The sequence below is a fragment of the Saliniramus fredricksonii genome (genome assembly GCF_900094735.1).
Taxonomy (GTDB): Bacteria; Pseudomonadota; Alphaproteobacteria; order Rhizobiales; family Beijerinckiaceae; genus Saliniramus; species Saliniramus fredricksonii.
Genome location: NZ_FMBM01000002.1, coordinates 787,384 through 804,108 on the forward strand (window position 1 = coordinate 787,384; position 16,725 = coordinate 804,108).

Here is a 16,725-nt window from a genome sequence, read left to right on the forward strand (position 1 = left end):
TCAGCGTTCTCCGATTTTCGTCTTGCGTGCATCGACGACCGTCCCGTGAGGATCGGTCAGTACGACGACAACGGGTGTCTCTTCGTCCATGTCGGGATCAAGGCGCAACTCGATCCGTTCGCCCTCGCCCCCGATCCGCTCTGCGGCGACCCGGGTCGATGGATCGCGCTCGGACAGGCGCACTTCGATTTCGAGCCCGGGAGCCTCGCGCGTCAACACGACAGTCAGCCTGTAGCGACGCCACGCGATGCTCCCGATCGCCGCCGCATTCCGGCTCGCACCTCCCTCCTCACCGATGAGGATATCGGGGATGACACATTCCTGCGGCGAGAGCCCGCCATGCGCGTATTCCTCCCCTGCGCGAAACGCGCTCGCGCCGGGGGGGACTGCGATCCGTATGCTCTCGTCCCAGTGCCAGGGAACAGTTCGAACCTCTGGTGCGGCTCCATCGCCCAGACGCGCCACGCGCGACCAGGCGGTCTCGATGATCGATTTCGCAATCGTCGCCTTCGGCAAGCCGCCGGGGACGAGAAGCCAACCGTGATCCGTGACGATGCGCACGCGGGCCCAGCCGGCGCGCCGCAGGGCCTCGACGCGATGGGCGATGGCCTCGATCTCACCGGCTACCTGCGCCGCCAGTCGCGCCCCCATCGCATGACCGTCCTTGTCGAGATTGCCGCATTCGCTCCAACCGATTGCATCCGCTCCGGAGGGACCACGCAGATCGTTGCCGCGCATGACATCGATGCCGCGTGCCGTCATGGCCGCGCGCAGGGTATCTGTCGTGGCGGGTCTGCCGCTTGATCGTTCCAGCGGGAGGAAATCGGCAACGCGTCCGGCGCCGTCAATCTGATCTGCGACGGGGGTGACAATCGGCTTCGCCGTCGCGGTGATGGTGGGGACGGGGGCCAGCCGCCACGACAGGCGCAGGCTTTCCGATGCGCCAAGACGCTCAACGAGGCGGCGCGCGAGGTCGTAGCGCAGGCCATCGACGAAGAGCATGCAGGTGCCTGGCTCCGCCTTGATCGGCTGCGGACGCGCCGATGCGCCGGCTTCCTCCACTGCCTGGCGAAAGCGGGTCGCCAGATTTTCGAGCCAGGGCAGATAGAGTGCCCGGGCAATCTTGCCGATGAGTGCCGCGTGAGCGCCCGCAGTTGCAAGGGCGTCGATGAGGGCCATGTCGATCGCGCAGCCCTCGTCGGCATAGGCTTGGGCGATTCCGGGAATGTCTCCCCCCGGCAACGGCTCGCGAATACCGGCGGCAAGCCGCGCCAGCGGTTCGAGCACCATGGCGAGCGGTGCTTCGTCGAGACGCGCCCAGCGCGTGGCGCGGCGTGGGCGGTGCTGGTCTTCGAGGGCGACGATACGGGCGGCGGCTTCCGCATGCGGGAGATCCGCCGCCCGTTCCAGTTCACCCGCCAGCAGCGTTTCGCGATGCAGATTGTCCGCGGATGTGCCAGGCGCCGGCTCATCGAACAGCCCATCCTGCTTCGGCTCGGCTTCGCGCATCAACTCGCAGATGCTGCGCCATTGTTGCGGAGCGTCATCGAGCCGCGCGAGAACCCGCCCCCATGCGCCTTCGCCCTTGCTCAGGCGTGTCACGGCCTGCTGCCGCGCGCCTTTGGCATCAATGTCGATTCCATATGTTGCGCGAATGAGCGCCTTGAAGCTTGCCCATTCGCCCGCGCTCCGGCCCGTCCTGGCGCCATCGGGATCGGAGATCCACAGCAACAGCCCTCGCACCTCGTCGGGCTCGATCAGACGATGAAAGTCCTCTGCCGTCAGCTTGCGGTCGGGCAGGTCGACGAGGGGATAATCGAGCAGGGTCGACAGCGCGGCGGCGGCGGCTTCATCGGTGCGCTGGTCGGTTGCGACATCGAGGCCGAGGCCCTGCTCGGGCGAGCGCAGGAACGGCCCGACATTCCAGTCGCGTGCCTGACGGCGGTTGCGAAAAACCTCGCCGCGATATTGCAGCTCGACCAGCGGGCGCACCGTGCGCGGCAGCGTCTGCGGATGCTTGAGCGCGGTGCTGGTGATATCGGGAAGCAGGATCACGGGCACCATACCCTCGCCCGGCGAAGCGCCCGGGAGATCGGTATCGATCAGGCAGCGCAGCCAGATTGCCGGGCCGGTTCCCTGTTTCGGCGCGTAATCTCCCAACTGGTAGAGAGCGACCCCGCGCGCCGCCAGCATTTCCCGCAAGCGTGGAAACACGGCGGTAAACTGCCGCTCCGGATCCGGCCACAGCAACGCCGCCGACCAATGCGTGCCGCGCTCGAACGCATCGGCTGCGCCCAGCAGGGCATTGGCGAGACCGTCAACGAAGGTAGCCGGGCGCGTCATCACCATTCCTCACTTCTTCTCCTCTCTCCACCAGGGAGAGGCACGCCCCTGCATGAAGGGCGGGCCAGAACTCCCCTCTCCCTCGTGGAGAGGGGGCGGGGGTGAGGGGCGTGCAGGATAAATCACCGGCCTCAATGCCATCCTCGTCATCACCCCCGTGCCTCATTCTGATCCCCCCTCACCCCCAGCCCCTCTCCACCAGGGAGAGGGGAGCGCCCCCGTCATCGCCCGGCAGTTTCATTCTTCAACGCACTCCGGACATCTCTCGGCCAGTCGCGCGTAGATCGTATCAATAACGGCTTGCGTTTGTTGCAGTACTTCCGTGTTGCTGAAGCGGATGACGGTGAAGCCCTGTCCGGCCAGCACGCGCGTTCTTGCCGCATCATAAACCTCTCCTGCATCCGTGGTATGCTGTCCGCCATCGACCTCGATGACGAGTTTTGCCTTCAGGCAGCAAAAATCCGCGATGTAATTCCCCAATGGAACTTGCCGCCGGAAGCTCGTCCCGCGCAAGGGAATCCCTCGCCGCAAATGCCACCACAACCGCCGCTCCGCCTCTGTCGGCTCCCGACGCATGGCACGCGCCCGCGCTTTCGCTCGGGGCATTGGCGCCGCTTCCGGATCGTCACGATAGCGTGTCGGCATCACTTTCTCCCCAAGCAGCCAATCTCCCCTCTCCCTCGTGGAGAGGGGGCGGGGGTGAGGGGCGTGCAGGATTGATCTCGCCCGTCAATGCCATCCTCGTCATCACCCCCGTGCCTCATTCTGATCCCCCCTCACCCCCAGCCCCTCTCCACCAGGGAGAGGGGAGAGTGCGCTTCATTTCCGTGCGGCCTGTTTGAACGCCCGCGTATAATGGAAATCATTATACCGCCGCCCCTTGAATTCCGGCCCGCCGGTGAAATCCTGCGTCTCGACATCGTGGTCCTGCGCCCAGAACCACGGATAATCCGCCTTTTCGCGATAGGGCTCCGTGCCGCGATCGGCGCCGGTGTGCTTTTTGACGTTGGGCGTCACCCGCAGGATGCAGGCCTTCTTCGCGCGGGCGTTGCGCGGGCGCGCCGTGAGGAAGGGGCGGATGTTGAGGCGCACGCCGTCGTCGATATCGGGCTCCCAGCCGATGGGCTGTTGCGCGAGCGGCTTCCAGCGCACGAAAATGTCGTAGGGCGGCTCGCCCTCGATGATCTTCGTCAGTTCCCCGCGCAGATGCTCGGCAGCGGCGAGGCGTTCCTCGGAAAGCGCGTCGCCATCCGCGACGAGGCGGCGCTGGCGGGCGATCCATTCGCCGAGATAGGTATCACGCAGCTTCTCCAGAAGACGCCGCCCGCCGCCATCGGGGCCGCAGAGCTTGTGGTAATTCACCAGCGCCGAGAACCCGCCGGCGAGCCCGTCCCAGACGTGCCAGATGAAGGGCGTCTGGTGGAACAGCTTGCAATGACCGTCGAAAAACGCGTTTGCGAGCCAGCCCTCGAGATCCTCAGCCCGCGCCTCCTCGGCCTGCAGGCAGGCGCGCACGACGCCCTCGCCCCAATCCGCCCCCCAGGCGGCCTGCAACACGCCCCGCAGCCGCTCCGCCGCCCCGGCCTCGCCGGCGAGCGAAGCAAGGCAGACGATCCCGTCCGCATCGACCCGCCCCGACGCGTCGATCTCGTCGGGCGCGTCGATCGCCGGACAATCCATGAAGGACGAGCCCGTCTGGCGCGGCCAGCGATAACCGAGCAGCCGCGCCACCGCGACCTGCAACGGATGCTCCGCCATGCCGGGCCGCGTCGGGTTGCCATCCGCGTCGGGATTGTTCGGATCCGCCGATCCGCGCGGGTGGCCGTCGAAGAGCCATTGCGTGGGATCGTTGGAATAGGGTTTGGGGAGGCCGTTGGGGTATTTTTCGGCAGCGATGCGTTGCCAGTGGGGGAGGTCGAAGGGGACTTTCAGAAATGATGCTTCGGTGACGCTTAGTGCTTGATCGATTTTTCGAACGTTCTCCTTGAATTCCTCGCTTGATGTATAAGCAGCTATTGCCGGTAAATGCTCTTCGGCCCGAGGCAGAATTACCGCTATACCCGAGTCGAACCGGGCGGCTCCAAAGAAGGAGAAAAGCATCGATCCGGTTACCGACAAGCCGACGCCCCGGCACCCGTAGGCGCGGAGACCTTTGTGAGCGGTCTGAATTTCGGCGAGCGGTCCCTTTCCATTCTCCCAACGCAAAATGCTGTAGCAGCCCGACCAGCCGCCCTGCACATCCGGCCTAAACTGTTGTGGCTGCCAGCTAGAAGAAACCTCGCTCAAATCCCAGAAATAGAAGGTGTATCTAGACATATCGGTTGAGCCGACGCCCTGCAGAACTTCTGCAAAAGCAGATAAAAGAGGCCCTCGATTTGCGGATGTTTCATGGGTGATAATTGCATCAGAGTTTGAGGCGATCGCCGACTGAATGGGGAATGCCATCTCACCGGACATCAATGAGAACTCTTTTTCAACGATCTGTCCTTGATCGGACGCATCGACGGAGAGGAAAGCGTCATTCTGTTCAGCCAGTCTTGAGCTTAGCGAAACGAGCGCGACATTTACCACAGCCCCACCGATGGTTTCGAAAGCGCCGGGGCCGAGCCTAGCAACAAAATTGAGACGCATCCGCTTTACAGCAGTTGATCGGAACTTCCTAAAGGCGCCGAGAAACAGCCATGAACTTGGCTTAACAACAGCAACCGTGGCGGAGGCTTTCAGAGCACTGCTGAAGCGCCCCAGTATGGCCGTGGCAAGATCGTTGCGTGCCTCTCGATGATAGGTATCGAGAAATTCCCTCAATTTGACGGACTGTCGCCCGCGAACAAGATACGGCACATTCGTCGCCACCAGCGTAAACCGTCGCCCCAGCAGCTCCGCCGCCTTGGCCAGCCCCTGCGCCGTCACTGCCGCCTCGCGGGTATCCGGATCGCCGCCGGCTTTGTCGAGCACCTTGCCGATCACCTCGGCGAGGCCGTCGAAACCTTCGGCGAGGATGTCGCCGTAATCGCCGAGCGCCCGGCGGGGGTCGATCAGGGAGCCCAGCACCGGGGCCTGGGCGAAGAGGTCGTAGAGCCGCTCCAGACCGCCACGCCGGCGGGCAAGCGCCTGCTCTTCCATCGGATTGCGCGCGCGCCCCATCAGATCGGCATCGCCCCCGGCAAAGCCCTCGGCCTCCGTGATCATTTCGGCGAGCTTGATGAATTCGGCCCGGCCCATGCCGATGGCGAGTCCCGAGCAGGCGAGGTTCAGCGCCGGCAGCGGACGCACGCGACCGATGCGTTTCCACGCCGTCAGCGCCAGCGCGAAGGCGGCGATCTGGGTGCAGCGCGGGTCGATCTCGAGGCCGTGCAGGTTGTCGGCCAGCACGGCCATGACAGCCGCCTCCTCATCAAGCCCCTCCTCGGCCTTGCGCAGGGCCACGAGGATATCGAGCGCAAAGACGAGGAAATGCCCCGACCCCATGCAGGGATCCAGCATGGTGATCTCCCGCGCCGCCTGCGGCCAGCCGGGGAATGTGCCGGCGGCAGGCCGCCACACGCCGCTACTCCCCTCTCCCTCGTGGAGAGGGGAGATGCGGGCGCGCCCTTCATGCAGGCGGCTCCCCTCTCCCTCGTGGAGAGGGGTTGGGGGTGAGGGGGGTGCAGAAAGGGTCGCATCGGTGGAGGACAGCGCTGCCATCGAGGGCGGAGATTGTCCTTCACCGCCCCTCACCCCCGACCCCTCTCCACCGGGGAGAGGGGAGATGCGGGCGCGCCCTTCATGCAGGCGACTCCCCTCTCCCTCGTGGAGAGGGGATGGGGGTGAGGGGGTGCAGAAAGGGTCGCATCGGTGGAGGAAAGCGCCGGCATCGAGGGCGGAGATTGTCCTTCACCGCCCCTCACCCCCGGCCCCTCTCCACCGGGGAGAGGGGAGGAATCGCGCACGAAGCGCAGATAGGTCCATTGATAGCCCTCGGGCGAGAGCTTGCGGCGAAGCTCCTCTTCATCCGCAGCGTCACGGGCGAGCGCGGGGTTGGCGGCGAGCTGCTTGCCGGCCCACCAGGCGCCGAGCGTGTTCTCCAGAAGGAAGAGGACCATGTAATCCTCGGTGAAGAGCTGGGTGACGGCGGGCAACTCGTCCGCGCCGATCTTCACCTCGCTCTCGTTCACCTGCTTTTTCCGGTCCGCCTGCCAGAACTGATAGGTCCAGCCCAGCGCGTCGTCCGCCTTGAAAGTCTGTGCGGGGAGCCCGTCGACGAGCTGCGCGATCGCCTGACGGGCCTCGGGCGGGAGGGACAAGGCGAGCACGGGATCATCGGCGGGAAAGATCTCCGGCAGCATCGGGGCGGCGAATTCGGCGGCCACCTCGGCGACATCGCGGCGCTCCTCCTCGGCAATGGCACGGATATCCGCCGCGCTGACCGGGGCGTTGCCGGCCTCGACATCAACGAGCAGGCCGTTCTCCAGCAGGAAACGCGCAAACAGCGCCCGGTGCCAATGAGCATAGGCGATCTCACGCACGAGCCGGGAGAGCCGCATCGTATCATCGGGGTTCAGATTGTCGCCAAGCGCCCGGGCATGCGCCCGCAGGCGTCTACGCAGTTCGGCCTGCTCGGGGGTCAGCCAGGAGGGGCGCCTGGCATCGGCGACGCCGAGTTCACTGAGTGCGTTCAGCGCCCCCTTTTCGGCGGCGATGCGTGCTTCGCGCACGACACGTTCGAGGATACGGCGGATATCGCGGTCAAGGGCAATGGGCATGATCGGCTATCGTTACCTGGTTTTTGAAACGGCGGCTCCCCTCTCCCTCGTGGAGAGGGGTTGGGGGTGAGGGGGGTGCAGAAAGGGTCGCATCAGTTGAGGACAGCGCTGCCATCGAGGGCGGAGATTGTCCTTCACCGCCCCTCACCCCCGACCCCTCTCCACCGGGGAGAGGGGAGATGCGGGCGCGCCCTTCATGCAGGCGACTCCCCTCTCCCTCGTGGAGAGGGGATGGGGGTGAGGGGGGTGCAGAAAGGGTCGCATCGGTGGAGGAAAGCGCCGGCATCGAGGGCGGAGATTGTCCTTCACCGCCCCTCACCCCCGGCCCCTCTCCACCGGGGAGAGGGGAGATGCAGGCTTGCGCTTCATGGAGGCGGCTCCCCTCTCCCTCGTGGAGAGGGGATGGGGGTGAGGGGGTGCAGAAAGGGTCGCATCGGTGGAGGAAAGCGCCGGCATCGAGGGCGGAGATTGTCCTTCACCGCCCCTCACCCCCGGCCCCTCTCCACCGGGGAGAGGGGAGATGCAGGCTTGCGCTTCATGGAGGCGGCTCCCCTCTCCCTCGTGGAGAGGGGATGGGGGTGAGGGGGGTGCAGAATGGGGTGCATCGGTTGAGGACAGCGCTGCCATCGAGGGCGGAGATTGTCCTTCACCGCCCCTCACCCCCGGCCCCTCTCCACCGGGGAGAGGGGAGATGCAGGCTTGCGCTTCATGGAGGCGGCTCCCCTCTCCCTCGTGGAGAGGGGAGATGAGCGCGCGTGTTTTTGCGGGCCAGTCCAGCATGATTCACCCGACGAGCGCAGGTCCGCGCGCGATGGCGGCAAGCAATTTTTCTTCCTGGCGCTGCGACCAGGCCCGGACATCCTCCTCGCTGCGCAAAGTGGCGCGCTCCAGCGTCACCGTCTGCACTGTCGGCTCGGCCATGCGCGCCGCCTTCTCTGCTGCCCGGGCCTGGCGTTCGCGCACCGCATCGAGCGCGTCGTACCAGGCGTGGAAAGGACGCGCATCCATGGCATCGGCCAGAGCCGCGTCGTCCTCGACATTCGGTGCGCTGGGGATGACGAGGCCGACATCGCGGTTGAGATTCTCCTTGGCGCCGGAATCGAGCGCGGCATAAGCATCCAGCTTGCCGAGCTCCGTGAAGGCCTCGCGCATCCGCTCGGACAGTGTGCGGTGCGCCACTGTCAGCTTCTGTACGAGGATTTCGCGCAGCTTTGCGATCGGTGCGGAAAGCGGATCCTGCGCCTCCAGCAGCTGGCGGCCCTCCTTGACACCGCGTATCTCGATCAGCGCCGTCGCGGCCTCCGGGATGCCCTCTGCATGACGCGCCAGCCGCTCGGCTATCGCCCAGCGCACGAGCCGTTTCTGCTTGAGTTCCTCGCGCGCCTTCCAGGATTCGATCGCCCCTTCGATCTCCTCGCGCCGGTCGAGCAGAAGCTTGAGCAGTGCATTGCCGGAAAGCGCCTGTGCTTCGTCTTCCAAAGTCAGCCGCGGCGCAGCCGGGAGCGGAGCTTCACCACCCGCCTTCTCGCCCAGCGCCCGCAGCGCCTTCATGAAATCCTTTGCCGGAGCGGCGAGATCGTCCTGGTTCTGCACGGGGACGAGCTTTTGCAGGAAACCACGCAGCCTGATCTTGTCGCGCGGTCCGATATCCACGTGTTCGACCTGGAATGTCGCTCGCCCGACGCTCGGTGCGTCCAGATTCTGCGGCGATGTCGGCTCACCGTTGAGCGTCGCTCTCAGCTTGCCGAGGCGCAACAAGGCCACCAGCGTCGCGTCGATGGCGTCCTGCGGCCAGCCATAGGGTGCGCGCTCGAAAGTGCGACGCAGTTCCGCGCCAGTGCGGCCCGCGCCGATCTCACCCAGAATGGCGCGCCCGACCGGATGCTGGTCGGCATCGCCGGAATGGCCGATCGCCGAGAAGGGCTGCTCGCCGCCTTCGCGGGCCGTGCGACGGACACGGTCCCAGTTCGAAAAATCCGCCTCCTTGAAGCGCGGGAAGAAGCGTTTGCGCGCGATTTCGTTGGCGGCTTCGAGGCGCGCCCCGAGGCTCGCCTCCTTCATCTCCGCGCCGCCGCCAACATAGACGATGGCCTCGCTCACCAGTGCATTGATGCGATCGCGCGCACGCTGCGCGGCATTCGCTTCCCGCGTCAGCATCCCGCGACGCGCCTCCTCGCCGCTCGATCCGTGACCGGAGCCCCGCTGTTGCAGCGTTGCCTGCGCCGCGAGCATCTCGGCGAGCGCGTCACGCAGCTCGGTTCCGGGAGGCTTCGGGATATAGAGGTGAACGATGCCGTCATCGGAGCCGAGGGCACGGGCTGAATCGCGGGCCTCTTTCTCGTTCACCTGCCAGCCGCTGCGGACCCAGAGCGGGACATTGCGGTCATCGGGCACGGGGGGCTTGTCGCCGAGATGCGGGACGAGCTTGCGGGGAACCCTGGAATCGCCGTGGATGCCGGAGATATGGCGCAATATGGCATCGCGGGCGTCCGCGATCAGTGCGTCGCGCTTGTCGCCGATCGCGGCGAAATCATTGATATAGGTGCCGCGATACTTGCGAAAATCCTCTTCCCAGGCGCGCCCCTCCGCCGTCTGGATGCGCACTTCGTCGCCGATCGCGACGAGATCGCCCTGATCCGTCATGCGGGCGATGAGATCGCGCAGCTGCGCGCGAAACGCACCCTGATCGGTCGACATATCTTCCACCAGCAGATCGGCCAGGTGCTCGGGCGTTGCCCGCACGCCGATATCCGCGCCCGACTCACGCGGAAGCCGCGAGATCAGGAACGCCAGCGCCGCGATACGCTTCGGCAGGGCACCGTCACCGGGATATGAGGCCGGCAATGCTTCGATACGCTCATAGGCATCGCGTGGCAGATCGCCCGATTGGACGAGGGCTGCCTTCAGCGCGTCATAGAGCACATCGCCGGCAACTGCTGATCCGAGCGGGCGGGTTGCGATGTCACCGAGCGCGTCGTGCAGGATGCGCAATTGCGAACGCAGCTGCGCCTGCGTTCCCTGGCGATCGAGGGCGCGGAAACACACTTCCCAGAAGCGGCGCCGCACTGGCAGGAGCGGATAATCGTCGACCCGGATCGCGCGATCCTCCGGGCGCTCCGCGACACGGGTCGATTGGAGCTGGCGCGAGATCGCGGCGGCATGCATATCGAGGACCTGCGCAACCGTATCGCGCTCGGCGGCCTTCTTGCGCAGGAGCACCTTGCGCGTGACGGTCTCGACATCCGTGTCGTCGAGCTGGATTCGGATCGTGAAACGGTCGAGCAGCCGGATGAGCTGAGGCATGCCCGTGAGCGCACTCTGCCCGGCGCCGACGAGCATGACGCGGCTGTCGAACTCCTTGGCAAACGTCTCCGCAATCTCCGCCATCGCGCCGGCCCGATCCTGGCTGCTATCGACATAGATCTGGACTTCATCGAGAACGATCAGCGTGAGCGGGAGCTTGTCGTTCCGGCTTTGCAGGCGCAGCACACGGCGCACCATGTCGGTGAACTGATCCTTCGTGATGTCGTAACCGGGCGAGCGAAACTGAGCCCGGATGGCATCGCGGACATCCTTCGTGGTCGAGCCCAGTGTATTGTCGAGCTTCAAGAGTGCGTCGGCGATCAGCGGGCTGACGAAAAGGTCCTCGACCTCCTGTTCCAGCGTCCCACCCTTTGCCTCGATCGCTGCGCGGACCTCCTTCTCGATAGCGCGCTCCTTGAGAAACAGCACGAAGCGCGCCTGCCCGAAATCTCCGGGGAGCCCGGCGGCCTTCAGGATGATCGCGAGCACGGAATAGCGCGGTCGCTCGGCCTGGCCGGAGAGCATGGAGCCGGCAGCCGCGAAGGTGCCACCGGCGCGGGTGCTTTCGCGTTCGAGCTCCTTGAGTGCCGCGCGCACATCATCGGGCAAATCGGGAACGAGTTGCGAGGGCGTCATGCCGTCAGAAAACGCGCGGTTCTCCCAAAGACAGGTCAACATCTTGAGCAGGTGCGACTTCCCGGACCCGTAAAACCCGCTGACCCAAGCCGCCTGCTGGCTCGACTTTTCAACATCGCGGGTGAAACTCTCCAAGATCCGGACTATCCCATCCGCGTAGCGCCCCTCGCAGACGAAACTCGTCAGCTCGCCGCGCGTTTCGACCTCGTCAGAGCCGATGCGGGCCTGCCCGTTATTGATGAGCCGGTTCTCCCGCGGATCACGATCGAGGACATCGGCAATAATCTTCATCAAGCGTCTCCAGCGGCGTCGAGGGTAATCGATACAGCGTGATAGTCCCAGCTCTCGCGGGCGTCGAGCAGGCGATACCGGCCATCCTGCACGCGGCCAGGAAAGAAGACGGCGAGTCTGCCTTGAATTGCGTGTTCAACGCGCGAAAGCACGTCGGCAACGCTTGCAAATCCGTAGAGTGAGCCAACGCCCATGACACCGAGTATGGCGTCCGGCCCGTGTGTGTCGTCTCGAAGTGCGGCTTCAATGATTTCCGCAGCCGCAGCAGCGATGCGCTCCTCGCCGATTGCGTGCAGTTCGTCCGGCTCCTCGAAGTAGACCTCGCGGTAGCGATGAGCTGCGATCCACTCCGCGAAGACAGAGGTGAGGTCGAGCGGCTTCCAGCTCTTGCCGGCGGCGGCGGCTTCGTGAGCGAAAACATCGAGTTTGCGCCGCAGCAGCCGCTCATCGGCGGGATCGTAGACGATCATGATCACCCGCTGGGCTCCGGACGAGCTCGCCGGCCAGCCGATCGCAACATGCTGCCCGAAGACCCGGGCGAGACGGTCGATCTTCGAGATCATGCCGCCGCCCTAGTCAGGAGGCGCGAGGAGTTGATCTCCACATGTGGGCCGAGCTGACGGATCTCCACGAGACCTGCAGCGCGAACGCGTTCCAGCAGGATTTCGAGACGCTCCTGATCAAGGTCGAGCGTCGTAACCCATCCGTTCGAAAGAACGTCATTACCAGTGAAGCCGGATGCCTGGGCGAGCCAGATCGCAAAGGCGAGTGCTGCGGGTTTCGCCTCGATTCGCCGCCGTTTCTTGAATGTACGGCCGACAAGATGTCCGGATTGCGTCCAGCTGCTGGCAGTGTTGCGGACGACCTTGTCCAGAGTGGCCGGATTGAGACGCGCGCCGACCGAAGTCGAAATCGCATGCCGAATTTCATCACGCACCAACTCACGCCCCGGAGGCAGAACCAGAATCGGCTTAGCAGTCACCCGCAGAAGTGGATCACGGGCAAGAGCAGCCAGGAGTGCAAGTTGCGGCAGCGATTGAGGCTCTCGTTTCCAGAGATCAGCAAGGACCTGATAGACCGGAACGGTACGATCAAGGGCATACAGCTCACGGAGTCTCTGGAGGGCCAGGCGTCGTCCGGCCATGGTTGCTTTTCCAAGGATATTCTCTTCAACGATGAGCCGTTGCGCGGACGAGGCGTCAGCACCTGCTTCCAGCAGCCGCGCAAGCTCCGTGGACATCATCGTGCGACTCGTATGGGTTCCTTGTGCACCCTCTCGAAAACCGAGTGAATTATTGAGTGGCGATTCGTCGTAGGAGAAACTAAAGCGCGTCATATCCGCCTCATTTGAGAGGGGCATAGAGTGGCAGAGTAGGCATGGCAGTCAAATGCTTTCGCATCCTGTCGGCAAGATTGCCGGCGCCGAATTGTTCTACCCCTTAGCAAAGAAGGTCGATCAGCTAGACACCATTGCTAGGCTTGAGAAATCCGGCTTGGACGCTCTTCCGCAGGAAGCGGCGCTTCCACATCCGGAAAATGGCAGGCGACCGTGTGTCCGTCACTCTCAACGAGAGGTGGATCAGAAGCCGAGCAAACTGGCTGGGCCTTCCAGCATCGCGTTCGGAACGGGCACCCTGAGGGCGGGAACATCGGCGATGGTATTTCGCCCTCAAGCGTCCGTGCTCGGCGATTTCGCTCGGCCACTGGATCCGGAAGGGGCGCAGCTGACAGCAAAGCCTGGGTGTAGGGGTGCATGGGAGCGCCATAGAGCTGCCGCGCTGGCGCAATCTCGACAATTCGTCCCAGATACATGACCGCCACCCGGTGGGACACATGACGCACGACAGCAAGATCGTGCGCGATGAACAGGTAGGCGATGCCGAGACGGTCCTGAAGTTCGGCAAGCAGGTTCAGGACGCCGGCCTGAATCGAGACATCAAGGGCCGAGACCGGCTCGTCGAGTACAAGCAATTCCGGTTCAGACGCCAGTGCCCTGGCTATACCCACCCGCTGGCGCTGACCGCCGGAGAGCTCGTGCGGATAGCGCTTGCCAAAGACCGGGTCGAGATGCACAAGATCGAGCAGTTCCGCGACCTTCGGGCCAGATCGCTCGAGCCCAATATCGAGAAGCCGGAGTGGCTCGGCGATGATCTCCTTGACGGTCATCCTGGGATGAAGGGAGGCGAAAGGGTCCTGGAATACCATCTGCAGATGGCGGCGTAGCGGTCGCATGGCGTTACGCGACAAACCGACAAGTTCCTGACCACGAAACCGGACCGAGCCGCCGCTGGGTCGAACCAGATTCAGGACGCAACGCCCAAGCGTGGATTTTCCACAACCCGATTCGCCCACAAGCCCGAGCGTTTCGCCGGGAGCAATGTCGAAGGAGAGCCCTGCGACCGCCCTCAATCGGCCGGAGGCGCGGCCGGGAAGGATCTTGTCCAGCAATCCGGTTGCAACTCGAAACTCCTTGGTCAGCTCGCGCACGCTGAGCACCGGTGTGGAGGTTTGTACGGATTGCTCGGCCCGAGGCGCGGCCTCTTCAGGCTCCGGCGCGTGAGCGACTTCCGCGAAATGACACGCGCTGCGCCCATGCGCCACCGCTCGCAGAGGCGGCTCCTCTTCAAAGCAGCGCGCCTGCGCCATGTGGCATCGCGGTGCGAAGACGCAGCCATGACGCTGGTTCGACAGCATCGGCGGAGCCCCGGGAATCCCGCTCAGCCGCCCGCCTGAATCCGTGACCCGTGGCAGAGACGCTATCAGACCATGGGTGTAGGGATGCAACGGCCGCGCGAAAAGGTCATCCGTCGACGCCTCCTCGACCACCCCGCCCCCATACATGACCGCCACACGGTTGGCTGTCCCGGCGACGACGCCGAGATCATGCGTGACGAGAGCGACGCCGATCCCAAGTTCGCGTCGCAGTCGATCCAGTACCGCGATCACCTGCGCCTGAACCGTTACATCGAGCGCTGTCGTTGGCTCGTCCGCGATGAGAATCGCTGGATCATTGGCGATCGCCATTGCGATCATCGCTCTTTGACGCATGCCGCCCGAGAACTCATGAGGATACTGTCGCGCTCTCCGGCGCGGCTCGGGAACCGCGACGATATCAAGGAGCTCCGCGACGCGTTCGCCGACAGCGCGCGTATTCAGCTTCGGGCGATGCAGACGTATCGCTTCCGCAATCTGCTCGCCGACCGTCAATACGGGATTGAGTGCACTGAGTGGATCCTGGAAAATCATCGCGATCCGATTGCCGCGTAGTGCTTGCAGGCGCTCGGGGCGCGCTCCGATTAGCTCCTCCCCATTCAGGCGGGCCGAACCCGTCACGATCGCGTTGCGCGGGGCAAGACCGATCGCTGCGAGCAGGGTCATGGATTTGCCGGAACCTGATTCGCCCACAACACCGAGGATCTCTCCCTCGGACAATGTCAGGTCTACTTCGCGGACGGCCTTCAGGCCGCCCGGGAATGTCACGGACAGTTTTCGGATTTCAAGCGCCGAAGCTGCGTTCGCTGGACTCTGGGCGAATGTCATCGGATTTTGCGCGTATCAAATAGATCGCGCAGCCCGTCGCCGATAAAGTTGAAGCCGAGCACGATCGTGAGAATGGCCATGCCAGGGCCAAAGGCTATCCACCAAGAATAGAATTGCGTCGCACCGTCGGAAATCATCGCGCCCCATTCCGGAGTCGGTGGGGTTGCTCCCAGTCCGATGAAGCTCAGAGCAGCGGCAAGCAGGATCACCTGCCCGATATCCATTGTCGCGTTGATCATGATCGGGGTCCAGCAGAGAGACAGGATGTGTTTCCATAGCAGGCGAATTCTGGTGGCGCCGCCGGCGATAGCCGCTTCCACATGCTCGCGGGTCTTCACCTCGAGCACCTGGGCGCGCATCATTCGGGCATAGATTGGCCACCAGACGGCGATCAAGGCGACGACGGCGTTCTCGAGACCTGGCCCCAGGGTCGCGGCAACCGCCATGGCGAGGAGTACCGGCGGAAAGGCTAGGGTCACATCGACCAGGCGCATGATGACAGTATCCACGATACCGTCGAAGAACCCCGCAAGCGCGCCCAGCAAAGCGCCGAACGCGACAGCCGCGCTGACTACGATCAACGCGATGACAAGCGAGTACCGCGCGCCATAAAGAGTTCGGCTCAGCACATCGCGCCCGAGCGCGTCAGTGCCCAGCCAGTGAGCGGCGGATGGCGGCTGCAGCCGGCGTGCGACCGTGCGCAGGGGATCCGGCAAGCCCCAAAGCTCGACGCTCACTGCGGTGATGACCCAGAAACCGATCACCGCCATACCGGCAAGGACTGGAAGCGTCAGCCAACCGGGTCTGACGAAGGATTGAAGACGCATCCTAAGCATCGCCACGGCCGAGCTGGATTCGCGGATTAAACACCGCATAAAGAATGTCGGTCACAAGATTCGCAAGGAGGAAGGCCGTCGCTCCGATCAAAGTGACTCCGATGATTGCCGGGTGGTCGAGGGATCGCGCGCTATCGACCGCATAGGATCCGATGCCTGGCCAGGAGAATATGGTCTCCGTCAACACTGCCCCGGTGATCAGATAGGCGAAGGAATGCCCGATGATGGTCAAGGTCGGGATTAGGGCGTTTCGCAGTGCGTGCCGCACGAGGACGCGCGGCTCGCCGGCGCCTTTGGCGCGCGCAGTGCGGATGTAGTCCTGCTCGAGGACATCCAGCATTGACCCGCGCACCAGTCGCGAGATAATGCCCATGACCGCCCATCCCAAAACGAAAGCCGGCAGCAACAGATGAGCAATTGAAACTTGCAATCGCTCGAGATCGCCTGCGATCAAGGAATCGACCGTGTAGAAGCCTGTTACGGCGGCGGGAGAGGCGATTCTTGGATCTATTCGACCCGGCCCTGGAAGCCACCCAAGCGCGACGGAAAACACGTAGAGCAAAATCAGCCCAGTCCAGAACACGGGCATGGACGAGCCGATTAGGGCGAATAGGCGGGCCGTGTGATCGATGACCGAATCCCGCCAGTGCGCTGCGGCGATCCCCAGCCAGACACCACCAAAGACCCCGAAGACCATCGCGAAGAGGACGAGTTCCAGCGTCGCCGGGAGGCGCGCAAAAATGTCGTCGCTGACCGGTCGGCGCGTACGAAAGCTCGTGCCCAGCTCTCCCTGGGCCAGATTCGAGATATAGACGACGTATTGCTCCGGAAGCGGGCGATCCAGTCCCCATCGCGCCTTGGCGGCGGCGACGACCGCCGGGTTGTTCATCTGACGCTCGCTCACGACGGCCGAGAGCGGATCCGCCTTGGTAACGTGCGTGAGAAAGAACGCCAGGGTGGCGACGCCAAGGAGCAGAAGCGGCATCGCGATCAGCCGTCGCACCATAAATCCCGTCATTTCCGCTCCCGCGCCT

At 64.2% G+C, this 16,725-nt stretch carries 10 protein-coding genes; all 10 read right to left on the minus strand.

The features are described 5' to 3' along the window. The 10 genes from pglZ to GA0071312_RS10360 all read right to left on the minus strand — a co-directional run bounded on the left by pglZ (nt 1) and on the right by GA0071312_RS10360 (nt 16,709). Nucleotides 1-2,343, minus strand: coding sequence for a BREX-1 system phosphatase PglZ type B (pglZ, locus tag GA0071312_RS10315; protein ID WP_074444903.1), 2,343 nt, complete (start codon nt 2,341-2,343; stop codon nt 1-3). 237 nt (nt 2,344-2,580) lie between these two features. Continuing rightward, nucleotides 2,581-2,988 carry an endonuclease domain-containing protein gene (locus GA0071312_RS10320; RefSeq protein WP_238947175.1) on the minus strand — a complete coding sequence of 136 codons (408 nt, stop codon included), beginning with the start codon at nt 2,986-2,988 and terminating at the stop codon, nt 2,581-2,583. Nucleotides 2,989-3,162: 174 nt separating this feature from the next. Then, nucleotides 3,163-5,886: a BREX-1 system adenine-specific DNA-methyltransferase PglX gene (locus GA0071312_RS10325; RefSeq protein ID WP_074444905.1), complete on the minus strand. Its 2,724-nt coding sequence runs from the start codon at nt 5,884-5,886 to the stop codon at nt 3,163-3,165. 170 nt (nt 5,887-6,056) lie between these two features. Further along, the gene (locus GA0071312_RS10330; RefSeq protein ID WP_074444906.1) at nt 6,057-7,085 is read right to left on the minus strand and encodes a hypothetical protein; all 1,029 of its coding nucleotides are present in this window, start codon (nt 7,083-7,085) and stop codon (nt 6,057-6,059) included. Nucleotides 7,086-7,868: 783 nt separating this feature from the next. Further along, nucleotides 7,869-11,315 carry a BREX system P-loop protein BrxC gene (gene brxC / locus GA0071312_RS10335; RefSeq protein ID WP_074444907.1) on the minus strand — a complete coding sequence of 1,149 codons (3,447 nt, stop codon included), beginning with the start codon at nt 11,313-11,315 and terminating at the stop codon, nt 7,869-7,871. Beyond that, complete coding sequence (locus GA0071312_RS10340) at nt 11,315-11,878, minus strand: hypothetical protein (protein ID WP_083204493.1); 564 nt, start codon at nt 11,876-11,878, stop codon at nt 11,315-11,317. Before GA0071312_RS10340 ends, brxC begins: the two co-directional genes overlap by 1 nt. Then, entirely contained in the window at nt 11,875-12,651 is a 777-nt protein-coding gene (locus GA0071312_RS19670; RefSeq protein WP_131817772.1) for a hypothetical protein, read from the minus strand. The genes GA0071312_RS10340 and GA0071312_RS19670 overlap by 4 nt, the downstream gene beginning before the upstream one ends. A gap of 137 nt (nt 12,652-12,788) precedes the next feature. Continuing rightward, the gene (locus GA0071312_RS10350) at nt 12,789-14,855 is read right to left on the minus strand and encodes an ABC transporter ATP-binding protein (RefSeq protein ID WP_074444909.1); all 2,067 of its coding nucleotides are present in this window, start codon (nt 14,853-14,855) and stop codon (nt 12,789-12,791) included. After that, nucleotides 14,852-15,691, minus strand: a complete 840-nt coding sequence (locus GA0071312_RS10355; RefSeq protein ID WP_074444910.1) for an ABC transporter permease — start codon at nt 15,689-15,691, stop codon at nt 14,852-14,854. The genes GA0071312_RS10350 and GA0071312_RS10355 overlap by 4 nt, the downstream gene beginning before the upstream one ends. Then, on the minus strand, nt 15,684-16,709 hold the full coding sequence (locus GA0071312_RS10360; protein WP_074444911.1) for an ABC transporter permease: 1,026 nt from the start codon (nt 16,707-16,709) through the stop codon (nt 15,684-15,686). The genes GA0071312_RS10355 and GA0071312_RS10360 overlap by 8 nt, the downstream gene beginning before the upstream one ends. Nucleotides 16,710-16,725: the final 16 nt, after the last annotated feature.

What these genes read in the sequence shown, in the direction of transcription:
- GA0071312_RS10350 (WP_074444909.1), bottom strand. Translation starts at nt 14,855, where the DNA reads ATGACATTCGCCCAGAGTCCAGCGAACGCAGCTTCGGCGCTTGAAATC.
- GA0071312_RS10360 (WP_074444911.1), bottom strand. Translation starts at nt 16,709, where the DNA reads ATGACGGGATTTATGGTGCGACGGCTGATCGCGATGCCGCTTCTGCTC.
- GA0071312_RS10355 (WP_074444910.1), bottom strand. Translation starts at nt 15,691, where the DNA reads ATGCTTAGGATGCGTCTTCAATCCTTCGTCAGACCCGGTTGGCTGACG.
- GA0071312_RS10340 (WP_083204493.1), bottom strand. Translation starts at nt 11,878, where the DNA reads ATGATCTCGAAGATCGACCGTCTCGCCCGGGTCTTCGGGCAGCATGTT.
- pglZ (WP_074444903.1), bottom strand. Translation starts at nt 2,343, where the DNA reads ATGACGCGCCCGGCTACCTTCGTTGACGGTCTCGCCAATGCCCTGCTG.
- GA0071312_RS10320 (WP_238947175.1), bottom strand. Translation starts at nt 2,988, where the DNA reads ATGCCGACACGCTATCGTGACGATCCGGAAGCGGCGCCAATGCCCCGA.
- brxC (WP_074444907.1), bottom strand. Translation starts at nt 11,315, where the DNA reads ATGAAGATTATTGCCGATGTCCTCGATCGTGATCCGCGGGAGAACCGG.
- GA0071312_RS19670 (WP_131817772.1), bottom strand. Translation starts at nt 12,651, where the DNA reads ATGACGCGCTTTAGTTTCTCCTACGACGAATCGCCACTCAATAATTCA.
- GA0071312_RS10330 (WP_074444906.1), bottom strand. Translation starts at nt 7,085, where the DNA reads ATGCCCATTGCCCTTGACCGCGATATCCGCCGTATCCTCGAACGTGTC.